We start from the raw sequence: 15,974 nt of genomic DNA, 5'->3' as shown, positions 1-15,974 counted from the left end.
GGCTATTTCTCCTCCTGTGCGGGCACTACCGCCGCGCATTCGATCTCCAGGCTCACGCCCCACAAGCTGACGCACACCGAGGTGCGGGCCGGCTTGTGGGGGCCGAAGAATTCCTCGTAGACCGCGTTGTATTCGGCCAGCTGGTCAGGTTCGGTCAGGTACGTGTTGACCTTGACGACGTGTTCCAGACCGGAGCCGGCTTCGATCAGCGCGGCCTCCAGGTTCCGGATGGTCTGGCGGACCTGTTCGGCGAACGTGTCCGGCTGGTCCTCCAGACTGGACTTGGCGGGCACCTGGCCCGCGGTGAAGACAAAGCCGTTGGCGACGACCGCCTGTGAGTACGGGCCCACCGGCTCTATTGAGCCGGGGGCCGCGTGGATGCGCCGGATGGTCACCGGGCAACCTCTGCACTCTCAACCAAGCCGGCCGGAGCGTCAACGCTCTCGCTGGACGGGGCTGCCTCAACGGCGTCGATGTTGCCGTGCCGGGTCTCGGTCAGCAGGTACAGCGCGATCAGGGACAGCGCGGCGGCGCCCATCACGTACCAGGCGATCGAGGAGCTCTGGCCGGTGGCGGCGAGCAGGGCCACCGTGATGGCCGGGGTAGCGGCCGAGCCCAGCAGGCCGGAGAGCATGTAGGACACGGACAGGCCGGAGTAGCGCACCTTGGAGCCGAACAGTTCCGCCAGGAAGGTGGCGATCGGGCCGTAGTTGGCGGAGAAGGCCAGCATCATGAGGCCGTAGCCGATGAACATCAGCGGCACGGAGCCGGTGTCCATCAGCCAGAACATCGGGAAGGCAAGCAGCGCTTCGGCGGCCACACCGGCGAAGATGATGGGCTTGCGGCCCACGCGGTCGGAGAGCCGGCCGAAGAACGGGATGGCAACAAAGGCCAGGACGCAGGCGAACATGACGGCCCAGAGCATCGTGTCGCTGGAATGGCCCAGTTCGGTGGTGCCGTAGTTGACGCCGGAGGCGACCAGCAGGGTGAAGGTGCTGCCGGTGGACAGGGTGGCGACGCCGCCGAGGATGACCTGCTTCCAGTACTTGCGCATCAGATCGGCAAACGGGATCTTCGCCTTGGCGCCGGTCTCGCGGACCTTCTGGAAGGACGGGGTCTCTTCGATGTTCAACCGGATGTAGATGCCCACGCCCACCAGGACGGCCGAGAGCAGGAACGGTACGCGCCAGCCCCAGCTAAGCAGGTCGGCCTCGGACAGGTTGGCGGCTACCAGCAGGAAGGCCACGTTGGCGATCAGGGTACCCACGGGCACGCCGATCTGGACCATGGAGCCGTAGAAACCGCGCTTGTTTTCCGGCGCGTGCTCCACGGTCATCAGGACCGCGCCGCCCCATTCGCCGCCGAGGGCCAGGCCCTGGATCAGGCGCAGGGTCAGCAGCAGCAGGGGAGCGGCGATGCCGATGGTATTGAAGTCAGGCACCAGACCGATGGCGAAAGTCGCCGCGCCCATCGCGATCAGCGAGATCAGCAGCATGGACTTGCGGCCAACGCGGTCGCCGAAGTGGCCGAAGAGGATGGCGCCGACCATGCGGGCCAGGTAGGCGGACGCGAAGGTGAGGAAGGAGAGGAGGGTGCCGATGGCGCCGTCGAGCTCGGGGAAGAAGATTCGGTTGAAGACCAGCGCGGACGCCGTTCCGAAGAGGAAGAGGTCGTACCATTCGACGGTGGTACCGATGACGCTGGCGGTGGAAATCTTGCGCATCTTTGCGCGGTCGAGTCGTGCACTTGTCGAAGCGCTTCGCGTGGCTGCAGAAGACATTCGTAAGCTCCAATGGGGAAGGGATGAAGGGCACCTGGCTCTGATTCGCCTGCGGTGCAGAACAAGCTGTTGTGCAAACCACTATCCCCGCGGCGTGGCGTACGTCACAAGAAAGATCCACACACAATTAGCGGGTGCGCATTGGGCACATGCACACCGGCCCCAACAGTGCCCAATCCCTTTCAACCAACGACGACGGCGCGTCGCCCGCTATGGGCGGCGCGCTCATCTTTGCATCCGGTTACGTTCGCCGACGCCCGGTCACTTCTTGACGGCCGTGAACAGCAGGTACTCCCATTCCATCCTGCCGTTGCCGAGGTTCGTACGTGCCAGCCCGGCGAGCTCGTCATCCAGCGCCTGCACCCGCTCCGGGCTATCGGCGATGTTGCGGTACGCGGTGATGGTGGGTCCGTAGCAGGTCTTGAAGAATTCGCGGAACTCTTCCGGGGTGCCGAACCGGTCAACCATCAGCTTTTCCCGTTTCGCAACGACGTCTGTCACCCGGTCGCCCAGCAGTTCCCGCACGTGCTCCTCGTTGCCCCACAGCGGCGGCGGCTGTGCGCCCGGAGGCGGCGGTGGAGCGTACGGCTTCATGGTTTTGAACATTTGGCCGATAAAGCCCTCGGGTGTCCAGTTGATCAGGCCGATTCTGCCTCCGGGCCGGAGGACGCGGACGAGTTCGTCGGCGCTGGCCTGATGGTTGGGAGTGAACATGATCCCTACGCAGGAGATCGCGGCGTCGAAGGAGCCGTCGTCGAACGGCAGGTTCTCGGCGTCGGCCTCCCGCCATTCGAGGGTTAGGCCGTCGCCTTCGGCTTGCCTGCGGCCGGCGTCGAGCAGCGCAGGCGTCAAGTCGGACGCCGTGACCCGCGCGCCGATCCGGGCTGCCGGAAGGGCTGCGTTGCCCGAGCCTGCGGCGATGTCCAGCACATGCTCGCCAGGGCGAATTCCACTTGCCACGACGAGTTCCGGGCCCAGTGCCGGTATGACTTCCGTGGCGACCGAGGGATAGTCGCCCAGGGCCCACATGGCACGGTGCTTGGCTTTGATTCCGTTGAGAACATCTTGATCGCTCATTGGTCTTGCCCTTAGAAATTAGTAGCTCTGGATGGCCCCTATTGGTGCTTCTTCAAGGATCGATCCACACGCAGTCTGCGTCCAGTGCCAAATCTGAACCGGCTTTGCTTCGAAAATTTGTGCTGGCGCCAATAGCGGAGCGGGCGTTTACATCAGGCCCAGGCGACGACGGCGCGGGCGGCCTGCACCGGGACCATCAGGTCGATCCCGGTCAGCTCCTTGAAGCGGCGCATCCGGTTCAGGATGGTGTTGCGGTGGCAGTAGAGCTTGTCCGCCGTGGCGCTGACGCTGCCGTTGGCCAGGAAAGTGGAGACGGTCTCGCGCAGCCGCTCCATTTCATCTGGCCGGGCTGCGGCCAGCTGGGCGTCCAACCCGGCGCCGAGCTGCACGCCGAGCGCGTCCATCCGCGCACGGGCCAACCGGATCCAGTGCCGCTCGACAGTGACGGGCGCCTGGTCGTCCGGAGTGGCTAGATCCGACAGAGCGGCGGCGATGCGGCCGGCCGCGGCCAGATCCACGAGTCCGGCAGCGGCGGTAGCCAGGCCGCAGGGAATCGAAGAGAGCCCGGCACCGCGAGCACCGGAGAACCCGCCGCCACGGGGTTCAGGCCAGAACAGGTAGGTGTATTCTTCCGCCTGGTGCAGGAACATGGACAGGCTTCGGTTGGGTGCCGAGGCCACTTTCCGGAGCTCGGCCGCCGGCTGCCCCTTCGCTGCCGCGATGGCATATGGAACGTCCGGCTTCAAGCTGAATGCCTTGGCAAACCGATCGCGGGTTTCGGGCAGGCGGCCCTGGGCACCGAAGAGAGCTGAGATGAATTCCTGCCGGACGCCGGCTTCCTCCTGTGCCATGCTCACGCGCGCGGCCAGGTAGCTCGAGTGAGTGGCAGTGGCGTAGTCATCCACCACCCGCCAAACTTCCTCGGCCCGGTGGACCAGCAGGGCGGCGTCGTCGTTATTTGAAATTTCCAGCAGGGTGGCCCAGATGATCGGGAAGTCCAGGCGGACGGCGGAGATGAGGGCCTCGGCCGGGAGGCCCTGGCGGGCGCGGCGGTTGCCCAGATCGGTGGCGAACTCCAGCAGCCGCGGATAGTGCTCCTTGCCGGCCATCGCGTCCAGCGTCAGCTCGATCGCCTTGGCGGCTGCGGACTGCAGGTCCTGGCCGGAAACGGCATGCCCGGAGTACTCGGGAATGGCCCGCACCCGCTCGACGAATAGCTCCTGCATCCTGGGCAGTTTGTCCTTCAGCCCGCCCACCAGCTGCACCCAGCGGGCATCATCGGCACCGGTCTGAGATGAGGCCGAACCGTTGCCGGTCGAGGGGGCGGGGCTGCCAGTGGGTGTGTGCATGAGCACAGTGTAGGGGAAATAAAGCGTTGGCTATTGCTAGTTCCAGCGGCCCGGCCGACTGCCATCATGGGAACAGACCGACAGCCAGAGTGCCCGCGGCTCCCGCACATCGCTGTGTAGGACAACTGCGGCGAGGACCTGGACAACCAAGACCTGTGGAGGACGATTAGTAGTGAGCGTAATGACCGAGACCCGGATGGCCACCGAGACGGACACGATCTCCGCCGGGCACCTGATCGTTGCCCAGCTGGAGGCCGCCGGCATCCGCCGGGTCTACGGCGTGCCGGGGGAGAGCTTCCTGGACGTCCTCGACGGGCTGCACGATTCGTCCATCAACACCGTGGTCACCCGGCACGAGGGCGGCGCCGGATTCATGGCCGTGGCGGAAGGCCGCTTGACGGACCTGCCGGGCGTGGCCATGGTGACCCGCGGACCGGGCGCGGCCAACGCGCTGATCGCTGTGCACACCGCGTACCAGGACGCCACCCCGATGATCCTCTTCGTCGGGTTGATCCCGGTGGCGGACCGCGGCCGCGAAGCGTTCCAGGAGTTCGACATCACCGCTTGGTTCGGCAGCACGGCCAAGAAGGTTGTGGTGCTCGACGACGCGGCCTCGGCCGCCGCCGTCGTCGACGACGCCATCCACACCTCGCTGAGCGGACGTCCGGGCCCAGTGGTGATCGGCCTGCCCGAGGACGTGCTGACCCACGCCGTGCAGAACGGCGCTCAGGTTGCTCCGCGCGCCCTGGCCAGGACCGCTCCCGCTGCCGCGGATCTCGAAGCACTGGGCGAGCGTTTCGCCCAGGCGAAGCGGCCGCTGATCGTGGTCGGGGGCGAGGGCTGGACGCAGGAGTCCGGCGAAGCCCTCGCCCGCTGGGCGGCGACGCACGGCGTGCCGGTCGCCGCCGACTGGCGCGCCTATGACGCCTTGCCGCACGTGCTCGACGGCGGCAACTCCTACATCGGCTACCTCGGCTATGCCCGCAGCGATGCCAACGCGCGGATGCTCAACGAGGCGGACCTGCTGGTGCTGATCGGCTGCCCGCGCGGCGACGTGCTCAGCGACGGCTACACCCGCGGACTTTCGGCCGAGACCGTGCTGGTCATGCCCGGCGATATCCTGGGCCACCACGGCCGGTTGGACCAGCACATCGTCGCGGACGTGACCGCCTTCAGCCTGGCACTCGCCGGCCAGGACTACCGCACGTCGCCCCAGCCGAACTGGCTCGCAAACGCACGCGCCGACTTTGAAAGCTACTCCACGCCGCGGCCTGACGGCGGGATCGGCGTCGACATGGGCGTGTGCATGGAGATCCTCCGCGGTGAGCTGGAGCAGGACGTCGTCATCACGTACGGCGCCGGTAACCACGCACTGTGGCCGGGACGCTACCTGCAGCACACGGCCGCCAACTCGCTGGCCGCACCGCGCAACGGCGCCATGGGCATGGGCATTCCCGCCGCCGTAGCAGCCAGCCTGATCTTCCCCGAACGCCAGGTGGTCTCGGTGGCCGGCGACGGCTGCTTCATGATGAACGGCCAGGAAATTGCGACGGCGGTGGGTTACGGCGGCAGGTTCATCGCCATCGTGGTGGACAACCAGTGCTTCGCCACCATCCGGGAGCACCAGGAACGTGAATACCCCGGCCGGCCCTCGGGCACCCACCTGACCAACCCGGACTTCGCCGCCTGGGCCGAAACCTATGGCGGCCACGGCGAGCGGGTGGAACGCACCGAAGATTTCGAAGAAGCCTTCCGTCGCGCGGTGGCCAGCGGCAAACCCGCGGTGCTGCACGTGCTGCAGGATCCCGAAACCCGCGCTCCGCGGACGGATTCCTGAGCCCGCGCAACTTTCGCCCGAACAGCTTTCCAGAGGAGAAACCATGAGTGCCACGATCGTTGAACCCAACCCGGCAGCCTTCACCGGCGGCGACGCGAAGTTCATTGAAGACTTCGCCACCCTGTGCACGTTCGGCGCCACCGCGAACGGCGGCGTGCACCGGCTGGCCGGCGGCGCGGCCGACGGCGAACAGCGCGCCTGGCTGACCCGGCTGCTCGAACAGCATGGGTTCCGCGTGGAGTTCGACCGGATCGGCAACCAGTTCGGCCTGCTCGAGCTGGTCCCCGGCGCACCCTACGTCCTGGTCGGTTCGCATCTGGATTCGCAGCCGACGGCGGGTCGTTACGACGGCGCGTACGGCGTCCTCGCCGCGGCGCACGCCGCCATCCGGGTTGCCGCCCACAGCGAAAACGGGACTTCGAAGCCCAAGTACAACCTCGCCGTCGTCAATTGGTTCAACGAGGAAGGCGCGCGCTTCAAGCCCTCGATGATGGGCAGCTCGGTCTACACCGGCAAGCTCGCCCTTGAGGATGCCTTGGCGACGGCGGACTCTGCCGCCGTCACCGTGGGGGAGGCGCTGGCATCGATCGGCTGCCTTGGCACCGGCGACGGGCCGGAAGCCGCCTACTGCGCCGAAATCCACATCGAGCAGGGCCGCAGCATGGAGCGCGAGGGCATCACCATCGGCGTGGTCGACTCCAACTGGGCCGCCAACAAATACCAGCTGGTGGTGCACGGCGAGCAGGCGCACACCGGTTCTACTGTGATCGCTGACCGCCGGGACGCGCTGCTCGGCGCCTCGCTGCTGGTGGTTGCCGCACGCGAAATCGCGGACCGGTTCCCCGGCGTCCTGCACACCTCGGTGGGCCAGCTGGACGTCTACCCCAACTCTCCCGTCGTCGTGCCGTCGAAGGTGACGCTCCTGCTGGATCTGCGCTCGGCGGACGAGGATGTGCTGGCGCAGGCGGACCAGCTGCTGCATGACCGGATGGCCGAGATCGAGCGGCTGGCCAACGTGTCCGTGGAGAAGCACTCCTCGCACTGCTGGCCGGTCACCCCGTACCAGCCCGAAGGTGTGGAGCTGTCGGAGAAGATCGCCGTGGACCTGGGGCTGGCATACGGCCGCGTCAAGACCCTGGCCGGGCACGACTCCACCAACATGAAGGACATCGTCCCCACGGTCATGCTGTTCGTCCCGTCCGTGGAAGGGATCTCGCACAACGAGCACGAGTACACCCGGGACGAGGACATCGTCGCCGGTCTGCACATGCTCACCGCCGTGGTGCAGCGCCTGGCCGAAGGTGAGCTGGACCGCGGGTAGGTTCAGCGGCGCACCCGATAGCGCAGGTGAAGCACCCGGGTGCCCTGAATCACCACGTCGGGATCCTCCAGCAGGTGCTGTGCGTGGACCGACCCGAAGTAGCGCTTGCCGGACCCGAACACGACGGGTACTACGTCCATGCGCACCTCGTCGACCAGGCCCGCGGCAAGCACCTGGCCACCGAGGTCGCCAGCGGCGACCTCGACGATACGGTCACGCGCGAGCTCCTGCGCCTTGGCCACGGCTGCCTCGACGCCGTCGACGAAGTGAAACGGCGCCTCGGGGTCCCAGCCCTCGGGCTTGGGCCGGTGCGTCACAACGACCACGTGGTCGATCCCGCTCGGAGGCTTCCCGTCCCAGCCGTCCGTCAGGTCGAAGACGTGGCGGCCGGCGATTGTCACCCCGATCTGGTCCCAGTACGGCCGGGTGTAGTCGTACGATGTCTGTGACACCTTCAGCTCGCCGCTGTCGTCCAACGGGACGTCACCGCTGGATAACCAGTCGAACAGCGGTCCGGGCTGGTCGTTCTCGTCCGCGATGAAGCCGTCCACCGACACCGAGCCGTACATGACCACCTTGCCCACGGGGCACTCCTTCGCTTCGGGGTGCCCCATATTACTCCTCAGCCTTACTCCTCAGCAGGTACCGAAGTATCAATATTGGTGGCCTCGATATACGGTTCCTTGTCATGATCGGCGAAGCCGTCGTCTTCGAGGTCCAGGTCCATATTTTCTTCGACAGTCGGCAGGTCAAAGGCCTCCTGATAGGTGCCGGTGACTTCCACGGCCGTACCCTCCGAGAGATCCGTCATCTTTCCGTCATGGACGATCAGCAGCGGGTCCACAGTTGTCTCGTCCGTCCCTGCAATCGTGAAGGACATGGGTGTGACAATCTCGTTGACATTGGCCGATACCGTCACCACTTCACCGACATAGATATCGGCCTCATCGTTGAAGGCTTGGTCGTACGGCCCGACAAACAGCGGAGTCCTGACATCCTCGCCGGCAGCATCAGTAGCCTGCCCGGTAATGTCCGGATTATCGCCTTCCTCCTGGACGTCCTCAACATCCGTGCCGGCTTCATTTCCGGCGGTATCGCATCCAACCATTCCGAATGCACCCAGCGAGATAATTCCTGCGGCTGCCATCCGGGTTATCCAGCGTTTCTGTTCCTGAATTGTCATGACCCTCTCCAATCGGAATTGTTGACGCTTCGGCCATGGACAGTAGGCCCAGGCCATATGTTCACCGTAGGTTTTGCTCGAAGGCGCGAACAATGGCATTAACCGAGATGCAATCCAGCGTTCCGGAATGGTGAAGACAGGCCCTGAGATTGCGATTCCGCAACATCCGGCACTTTTAAGTACGACGACGGCGCGCACCTTGAGCAGTGCACGCCGCCGGTGCTTTTACTCGCATCGGTGCCCTAGCGGTCGCTGCTGCCAAAGCAGCTGGAGCCGAACGCGTGGTCGCTGCCGACCTCTCCGATGCTGCGCTCGATGTTGCCCGGCGGATGGGCGCGGACCAGACGGTAAACCCAGGCCGGGGCGACAACTTGCCGCAGGACATCGACGTCGCAATAGAGGCATCCGGTGCACCCGTGCGCTCGGAGGTGTTATCGCCGCGGTCCGCCGAGGAGGGGTCATCGTCCAGGTCGGCAATCTGCCGCCGGGCGAGGTGTCCGTCGCGCTGGGGGGACATCGTTACCCGCGAGATCGATTACCGAGGTTCTTATCGGTTCGTCGACGAGATCTCCCGGGCGCTTGAGCTGATGGCGGGTGGCGTTGACGTGAGCCCGCTGATGACGCACGAGGTGTCGATCGACGACGCCGTTCGCGAGCTCGCGGCCGACAGATCTACCGGCTAGTCCAAGGTCATGATCCACCTCGGTCATCGCTTTGACAGCGGCCCAGCCCAGCTGATCCTGTCACCGCGCGCACATCTAAGCGTTGCAGACTGAGTTCAGCGGCAGGAAGCGCCGTAGAGTCCGAGCACGTATCCGAGGTCGTTGTCATGTTGTTGGATCTCGTCTTCGGTGATGATTTTGAAGGGTTCAGGGCCGAGCCCATCGTCGGTCCGCCGCATCCAATAGGCCCAGCAGACGCCGCCGCCGAACTTTGAATGGAATTTCACTCCGGCGGGGTAGCTACCGTCGTCAAGGACCTGCTCTCGGATCCACTGGGCAATAAGTGTGGTGGCGTCCCGGTTCTCCCCACTGAGGGTTGCCAGGGTGATTCCGTTGATTTCGAGCTGTTCCTCGAACGTCTGCCCGAGGAATCTGTTGAGCGCTGCCACAGTTTCTGCCGTCGTGAGGTCGACCCAGGAGGCCGTAGAGTTCATGCGCAATCGGTACATCAGGCGGCCGTCGCGCCAGCTGGCCGGCAGCCAGCCGGGCACCATGTTTCCGTTCCGGGTCCAGTCTTCCTCGATGAGCCTTCTTGCCTCATCGCCGCTGATACCGAACTGTTGGGCGGCGAAGGCAACGGCGGAGCGGAATTGACTGCCTACCCGAGTGGGGGAGAGGGTCTCCGCGTATGCAGTGCGCTTGTCGCCGGCGAGGTAGACAGTTGTTCCGGGTGTGTCAAAGCGTGACCAGCCGGACCTGCCGGAGCCACGGGTATTTGGGCGCGGTCTCGGGTTCAGCGGGCCGTAGGAGCTCTTAGCGATTCTGAAACCGCTCAGGCGGGTGTCGACGAGGGTCAGACCCGTGCTGGCGCAGATTCGCATCAACCGGAGAAGCTGTCTTCGATCATGGCGGCGGCGGCATCCATGACCTCCTTAGCGCGAAGCTCGCTAATCGCCTCGATCGGGGACACCTCGCTGAGCCATGGGTTCGCTCCGATGAACCAGAGCCGGGCGACATGATCTCCCTCGACACCGGAAACAGCCGTCCAAGCCCGGTGGGCCAGCTGTAGACGGGCTTGGGCTTCCGGCTTCGGCTCGGGTCCGTCGGTGCGTGCCCACTTGTAGCTGATCTTCGGATCCTTGCTGCCAGCCAGGGCCGAAACCAAGGTGGCGCCGAGTGCGCTGTTAAGTTGCCGGACAATTTCGCGGATGCCCAGCCGTGCGGTTCCCGCATGGGCCGCGCCAATGCCGGTGGAAATGCTCACGAATATTCACTCCTCTGCTGCCCGATAACTCCACTCTAGACGCAAGGGAACAAAGAATCCACTAAAAATCTACCGCCTGACTGCTCGCGAGGTCTGTCTGTTCATGCAGAGCACACCGGCTAATAAGGGTGTCCGATTGGGTTCGGTGGAAGTGCCCGCTCGAGCGGGCTGATTCTGCCCCTCTTATGCGACTGCGGCGCAAGGTCTACTCGCTGAACGCACAAGGCGCTGAGTGCCTCGAAGAGCGGATCGAGCGACTCAACCACCACACCGGGCACCTGCAAGAAGAAGTCCTCTTTGTTTAGTTTGTGAGGTCGCGTCTGTTGAGCAGGCCGGTGGCTACGGCAGCCAGGACTGCCGCGGCTCCGGTAAGCAGGAGCGCTGCGGTGATGGCGGTGATGTCCAGGTCTTCGACAGGCAGCGCCGGGGAGTGACGGAAGGGACTGAGATTCTGCAGCCACGCGGGCAGCCGGAGCAGTTCCCCGAACTGGCCGAGGACCAGGCCGACCGCGAGTAGTCCCCAGCCCAGCGGAACCGTTCGCCGTGGCACAACGGCGAAAGTCAGGGCGGCTACCGCGGTGAATACGAGTGCCGCGGGCACATGGGCCAGGGCAGCCAGAACCACGGTTCCCCCGTTGCCGGTGGTGGTGCCCGTGGCTTCCAGCGAGACTGACGCTGCGATGCCCGCCGCGGCGGATACGGCCGTGACCGAAAAGGCGGCGACGGCCAGATTCGCGGCCAGCCAACGGGCGCGTGTCTTCGGTGCCGCAAGCAGCAGTTCTGCCCGTGCCTCGGATTCCTCGGCACGCATCCGTAGCATGGCCTGCACACCGGCTGCAGCGCCAAGGACACCTGCCATACCCAGCAGCGCGGCAGCGAAGACATCGACCACGTCAGCCTGGCTTCCCGGCACCAGCCGGGCGATGAGCTCAGCCAGTGAAGGGTTACCGGCCACGGTGTCGGAAACCACGGGTCCGAGCACCCCGGCGACGGTCCCCAACGCTGCCCCGCCCAAGGCCCACCCGGCCAGAGTCGCACGCTGCAACTGCCAGGCCAGGCCAACCATTGACCGGCCCGCTTTGCTGCTGCGTGCCCGCCCTGCCCGGTCGGGCAGGAGGCTGGCCCCGAGATCCCGCCGTTGTCGAATCCGGAGAGCCAGTACCGCCAGGACGGCAGCCGCCACGGCCGGGACCAGCAGCGGTAGCGGGTCGGCAGCAGTGAACGGGCGCGAACGCTGTCCCCAACCGATGGGTGAGAGCAGGGACGGCCAGGCGCTGGTGACCCTCATGAGACCGGCCTCTGCCGTTCCGAGCGCATCGCCGATCCCCCTGAGGAGGTACGCCAGCCCGACAAGGGCGGCCGCGGTCCCATTGGCCCCCCGGCCGGATGGCAGGAACTGTGCGAGCACCGCCGCGGCGGCAACGAAGAAGAAGCCTGCGGCGCCGACCGCAAGCCCGGCGATGGCTGAACCCGCGACGGGAAGACCGCCAGCGGCGAAACCCGCGGCGGTGAACACCGATAACAGGACATTGGCAGCGGCACCGACCAGCAAGGTCGCGGCCAGCGGAGCGCTTCTGGCGATGGGGGAGGAGCCCAGCAGTTCCGCCCGCCCGAGTTCCTCCTCGCTTCGGGTATGCCGGATGACCAAGAAGGTGCTCATCAATCCGGCAAGCACTGCCATGAAAGCATAGCCCTGGAAAAATACGACAGCGCCGATGCCGGTTCCGTCGGGCAGCCCGCGCAGGAACAGGAAGGCCGGATTGGCAGCCGCCACGGCGATGATGCCCGCGCGCTCGGCTTCGCCGCCGAATTCGCTGCCCACCGCGGCCGCCGCAGCGAGTCCCAGCACGGAGATGCCCAAGACCCAGATACACAGCTGCCAGCGGTCCCGCCTGGCCTGGGCCACGGCCAGGCGCAGTGTCGCACCCATCAGCGGGCCTGTCCGTTCAGGCGGCTGTAATGGCGCAGGAACAGTGATTCCAGCGACGGCGGCGCCACTTCGAGACCGTCGACATCGGCTTCGGCAAGACTGGCCAGGACAATGTCAAGATCTGTTGCTTCGGCATCGAATTCAACCGTTGTACCCTCGACGCGCAGATCGTGCAGTTCCGGACGCGAGGTGACGGCTCCCGGTTCCCTGACACCGGTAGCACGCACATGTGTGCGTCGGAGGTGGCGCAGGTCCGCCAGCGACCCTGATTCCACGACCGTTCCGTTGCGGATGATCGTGACCCTGTCGCACAACTGCTCGACCTCGCCCAAAATATGGCTTGAAAGGAGGACAGTTGCTCCTTCAGCGCGGACACGCCGGATCTGCCGGCGGAAGACCGTGTCCATGACCGGGTCCAGGCCCCCGCTCGGCTCGTCCAGCACATAGAGGCGGGCCGGTCTTGCGAAAGCGGCAATGAGCGCGGCCTTCTGCCTGTTGCCTCTCGAATAGGTCCGGGCCTTGCGGCGGGGGTCGAACTCAAACTCGTCAATGAGCTGCTGGCGCAGATGCTCGTCGGCGCCTCCGCGCAGCCCGGCCAGCAGATCGATCACTTCACCGCCGCTGAGATTCGGCCACAGATTCACATCCCCCGGAACGTAGGCGATATCCCGATGGGTCTGCACGGCATGTGCCCAGGGGTCCAGGCCAAAGACCCGAACTGTTCCCGAGGTGGCACGGATATGTCCTAGCAGCACCCGCAGCGTAGTGGATTTCCCTGCCCCGTTGGGACCCAGAAACCCATGAACCTCGCCTTCTGCAACCGAAAGTCGAAGGCCGTCCAAGGCCCGGACACGACCGAAATCCTTCACGAGAGCTACAGTTTCAACAATTGACGCGGTACGCATGACCAGTCCCCCTTCCGCGCAGTGCAAACGCGGCCACGAGCGAGCCAGCGTTCCGCAGGCAAATACCCGTGTGCCGACCAGGCTTCCCGGCTCTCCGCTGCCCAGCCTACAAGCGGCGCATCTGCGATGGAAGAGCCGCCCAGCTGCACCTGGAGCAGCCGCCTGCTTGTCCTGCGCCCTGTGCCAGGAGCGCTGTGATCAGTTCTGAGCGCGGTTAGCTGCCAGGCCTATGGCGCACGGTGTAGGACAGGATGACGATGCCGTTCTTGAGGGCTTGACTGTTCACCAGATCCAGGCGCGCGGCGGGACTATGTCCGAACAGCAGGCTGGCTGTATCCGTCCCGCCGATGAAGAACGGGTGGATCCATAGCCGGATCTCGTCCAGCAGCCCATGTTCCATCAGCGCCCGCCCCAGCCGGCCGAAGCCATAGGTCACGATGTCCTTGCCGGGCTGCTCCTTGATCCGCCGGACCTCGGCGACGGGATCGCCGGTGATGACGGTGCTGTTCTCCCAGCTCGTCTCGACCAGCGTCGACGAGACAACGTACTTTCTCATCCTGTTGATCTGGTCGGTGTAGGGATCTCCCGATTGTCCTTCCCACACGGAGGCGAAGCTTTCGTACGTCTCTTTCCCCAGCAGGACGGCGTCGCACCGTTGCAGCAGCTCAAGCTGAAGATCCGCGCCGACGTCGTCGTGCCCTTCGAGGGTCGGCCAGGTCTGGGGATTCTTGATGACCCCGTCAAGCGAGATGTAGGTCGAGTTGATAATCCGCCGCACAATGTCCTCCTGGCTGAGCGGTGGGTACTGGCTGTCCCTCCACAGCGTACTCACCCCGGACGTAAAATGGAGCCCTCGATGAGAGGCAATCATGGCCATCACAGAATCGATCGAGCGAGGCCGCGCAGCTTGCACGGAGCATGCCTGGGACGACGCGTACCAATTCTTGTCGGACGCGGACGGTGCATGCTCGCTTGACGCTGCCGATCTCGAACGACTCGGGGTAGCGGCCTATCTCACCGGCCGGGATGAGGCCGCTGGCGCGGATCTGGAGCGCGCCTACCAGGCGTACCTGGAGCAGGGCGGGATTGAAAGATCCGTAAGGTGCGCGTTCTGGCTCGGGATCACGTTGCTGCTTCGCGGCCAGCACGCCCGTGGCGGAGGATGGCTTGGCCGGGCTCAGCGGCTGGTCGACGAAAGGCTGCCCGGCTCGGTCGAGCAGGGGTATTTGATGATTCCGGCTGGCCTGCAGGCCTTGGATTCAGACCCAAAAAGCGCCTACGAGACCTTCGACAAGCTGGTGGCCATAGCCAATGAGTTCGACGACGCCGATCTCACGGCCCTCAGCCGACTCGGTCTTGGCCAGGCGCTGGTCGCGATGGGGGAGGCGGGGCGTGGCGTTGCCATGCTGGATGAGGCAATGCTCTGTGTGACCACAGGGGAGGTTTCCCCGATCGCGGCCGGGATTGTCTACTGCGCCGTGATACTTGCGTGCCGCGACACCTTCGACTTGGGCCGCGCCCAGGAGTGGACGGCAGCTCTGAGTGAATGGTGCTCCAAGCAGCAAGGCCTCCGGCCATACCGTGGCCAGTGTCTTGTGCACCGCTCGGAGATCATGCAGCTGCACGGCCAATGGGAGGACGCGATAGCGGAGATCCAGCGCGCCTGTGAACACCTTGCTGCGCAGCCTGGGAACCTGGTCATGGGGATGGCCCAATACCAACAGGCGGAGATCCTCCGCCTGCGGGGCAAGTACGCCGATGCCGAGCTGGCTTACCGCGAGGCCGCTGCCTACGGGCATAATCTGCATCCGGGTCTGGCCCTGCTGCGGCTGGCCCAAGGCCATATACAAGACGCATATGCGGCGATCCGCCGGGTGGCATCAGATGCGGCTGAGCGTCCCGTCGAGCGGGCGAATATCCTCGCAGCGTACGTCCAGATCGCGCTCGCAGCGGGCGACACGAATGGGGCCAGGCTGGCCGCAGGGGATCTGCAGGAGATTGCCGATCGGTTCGACTCCCAGTACCTGCAGGCCATGGCCGGGTCGGTGCGTGGCATGGTACTCGTCAGCGAGGGCGACTACATGGCCGCCTGCACCACGCTGCGCGCGGCGTGGTTGGCCTGGCAGGAGGTGGAAGCTCCCTACGAAGGGGCGCGGCTCCGCATCATCATGGCCCGCGCCTACCATGCGCTGGGGGACCATGACAGTGCAGAAATGGAACTCGACGCCGCAGCTCACGTCTTTGGGCAGCTGGGAGCGGCACCGGATCTGAGGGAGATCGCGGAAGTCTCGAGACGTTCGACGGCGCGTACAGCCGGAGGACTGAGTACCCGGGAAGTAGAGGTGCTCCGGCTGGTCGCCACGGGCGCGACCAATCGTGAGATCGCGAATACGTTGGTCATCAGCGAAAAGACGGTCTCCCGCCACATCAGCAATATCCTGACCAAACTCGGTCTGTCATCACGCACGGCAGCCGCAGCCTTCGCCTACGATAACGACCTCACCTAACTCGGACGCCACACCAACTCCCTGATCTGCTGTCACCTGTCGAGCCCTGCGACCTACACAAAATTTCCCATTACCGTCGGCCGGTTCGGATGGTCCGTATTCCCGATGCGGCACAAGTATGCCCGGTGGGATGCTCAAGCATAAGGAACGGTATGAAGA

General features: G+C 65.2%; 15 protein-coding genes. 4 read left to right on the top strand and 11 right to left on the bottom strand.

What is annotated here, in order from left to right:
- Positions 1 to 2: 2 nt before the first annotated feature.
- The 4 genes from B0G38_RS07715 to B0G38_RS07700 form a co-directional block, all read right to left on the bottom strand.
- Entirely contained in the window at positions 3 to 395 is a 393-nt protein-coding gene (locus B0G38_RS07715) for a RidA family protein (RefSeq protein WP_264668896.1), read from the bottom strand.
- Complete coding sequence (locus B0G38_RS07710; protein ID WP_264668895.1) at positions 392 to 1,780, bottom strand: MFS transporter; 1,389 nt, start codon at positions 1,778 to 1,780, stop codon at positions 392 to 394. Before B0G38_RS07710 ends, B0G38_RS07715 begins: the two co-directional genes overlap by 4 nt.
- Before the next feature lie 261 nt (positions 1,781 to 2,041).
- Positions 2,042 to 2,857 carry a class I SAM-dependent methyltransferase gene (locus tag B0G38_RS07705; RefSeq protein ID WP_264668894.1) on the bottom strand — a complete coding sequence of 272 codons (816 nt, stop codon included), beginning with the start codon at positions 2,855 to 2,857 and terminating at the stop codon, positions 2,042 to 2,044.
- A 152-nt stretch (positions 2,858 to 3,009) separates the two neighbouring features.
- The gene (locus tag B0G38_RS07700; protein WP_264668893.1) at positions 3,010 to 4,206 is read right to left on the bottom strand and encodes a helix-turn-helix domain-containing protein; all 1,197 of its coding nucleotides are present in this window, start codon (positions 4,204 to 4,206) and stop codon (positions 3,010 to 3,012) included.
- Between the two features lie 181 nt (positions 4,207 to 4,387).
- On the opposite strand from B0G38_RS07700, the gene B0G38_RS07695 reads away from it, so the two are divergent.
- Complete coding sequence (locus B0G38_RS07695) at positions 4,388 to 6,043, top strand: thiamine pyrophosphate-dependent enzyme (RefSeq protein WP_264669078.1); 1,656 nt, start codon at positions 4,388 to 4,390, stop codon at positions 6,041 to 6,043.
- Between the two features lie 43 nt (positions 6,044 to 6,086).
- Positions 6,087 to 7,364, top strand: coding sequence for a M20 family metallo-hydrolase (locus tag B0G38_RS07690; protein ID WP_264668892.1), 1,278 nt, complete (start codon positions 6,087 to 6,089; stop codon positions 7,362 to 7,364).
- Between the two features lie 2 nt (positions 7,365 to 7,366).
- Here B0G38_RS07690 and B0G38_RS07685 read toward each other — a convergent pair whose 3' ends face one another.
- Positions 7,367 to 7,948, bottom strand: a complete 582-nt coding sequence (locus B0G38_RS07685) for a dihydrofolate reductase family protein (protein ID WP_264668891.1) — start codon at positions 7,946 to 7,948, stop codon at positions 7,367 to 7,369.
- 44 nt (positions 7,949 to 7,992) lie between these two features.
- Positions 7,993 to 8,547 carry a hypothetical protein gene (locus tag B0G38_RS07680; RefSeq protein WP_264668890.1) on the bottom strand — a complete coding sequence of 185 codons (555 nt, stop codon included), beginning with the start codon at positions 8,545 to 8,547 and terminating at the stop codon, positions 7,993 to 7,995.
- A gap of 206 nt (positions 8,548 to 8,753) precedes the next feature.
- On the opposite strand from B0G38_RS07680, the gene B0G38_RS07675 reads away from it, so the two are divergent.
- Positions 8,754 to 9,230, top strand: a complete 477-nt coding sequence (locus B0G38_RS07675) for a zinc-binding dehydrogenase (protein ID WP_264668889.1) — start codon at positions 8,754 to 8,756, stop codon at positions 9,228 to 9,230.
- Positions 9,231 to 9,325: 95 nt separating this feature from the next.
- Here B0G38_RS07675 and B0G38_RS07670 read toward each other — a convergent pair whose 3' ends face one another.
- The 5 genes from B0G38_RS07670 to B0G38_RS07650 all read right to left on the bottom strand — a co-directional run bounded on the left by B0G38_RS07670 (position 9,326) and on the right by B0G38_RS07650 (position 14,086).
- Positions 9,326 to 10,090 carry a hypothetical protein gene (locus tag B0G38_RS07670; RefSeq protein ID WP_264668888.1) on the bottom strand — a complete coding sequence of 255 codons (765 nt, stop codon included), beginning with the start codon at positions 10,088 to 10,090 and terminating at the stop codon, positions 9,326 to 9,328.
- Positions 10,090 to 10,473 carry a hypothetical protein gene (locus tag B0G38_RS07665; protein ID WP_264668887.1) on the bottom strand — a complete coding sequence of 128 codons (384 nt, stop codon included), beginning with the start codon at positions 10,471 to 10,473 and terminating at the stop codon, positions 10,090 to 10,092. The genes B0G38_RS07670 and B0G38_RS07665 overlap by 1 nt, the downstream gene beginning before the upstream one ends.
- Positions 10,474 to 10,774: 301 nt before the next feature.
- On the bottom strand, positions 10,775 to 12,403 hold the full coding sequence (locus B0G38_RS07660) for an ABC transporter permease (protein WP_264668886.1): 1,629 nt from the start codon (positions 12,401 to 12,403) through the stop codon (positions 10,775 to 10,777).
- The gene (locus tag B0G38_RS07655; RefSeq protein ID WP_264668885.1) at positions 12,403 to 13,308 is read right to left on the bottom strand and encodes an ABC transporter ATP-binding protein; all 906 of its coding nucleotides are present in this window, start codon (positions 13,306 to 13,308) and stop codon (positions 12,403 to 12,405) included. The genes B0G38_RS07660 and B0G38_RS07655 overlap by 1 nt, the downstream gene beginning before the upstream one ends.
- A 214-nt stretch (positions 13,309 to 13,522) precedes the next feature.
- Entirely contained in the window at positions 13,523 to 14,086 is a 564-nt protein-coding gene (locus B0G38_RS07650) for a dihydrofolate reductase family protein (RefSeq protein ID WP_264668884.1), read from the bottom strand.
- Positions 14,087 to 14,177: 91 nt separating this feature from the next.
- Between B0G38_RS07650 and B0G38_RS07645 the strand changes: the two genes are divergently transcribed.
- Entirely contained in the window at positions 14,178 to 15,815 is a 1,638-nt protein-coding gene (locus B0G38_RS07645; RefSeq protein ID WP_264668883.1) for a LuxR family transcriptional regulator, read from the top strand.
- The last annotated feature ends 159 nt before the right edge of the window (positions 15,816 to 15,974 follow it).

Source organism: Crystallibacter permensis, from assembly GCF_025960875.1.
In the GTDB taxonomy this organism is placed as follows: domain Bacteria; phylum Actinomycetota; class Actinomycetes; order Actinomycetales; family Micrococcaceae; genus Crystallibacter; species Crystallibacter permensis.
This window is presented reverse-complemented; position numbering and strand designations above follow the sequence as displayed.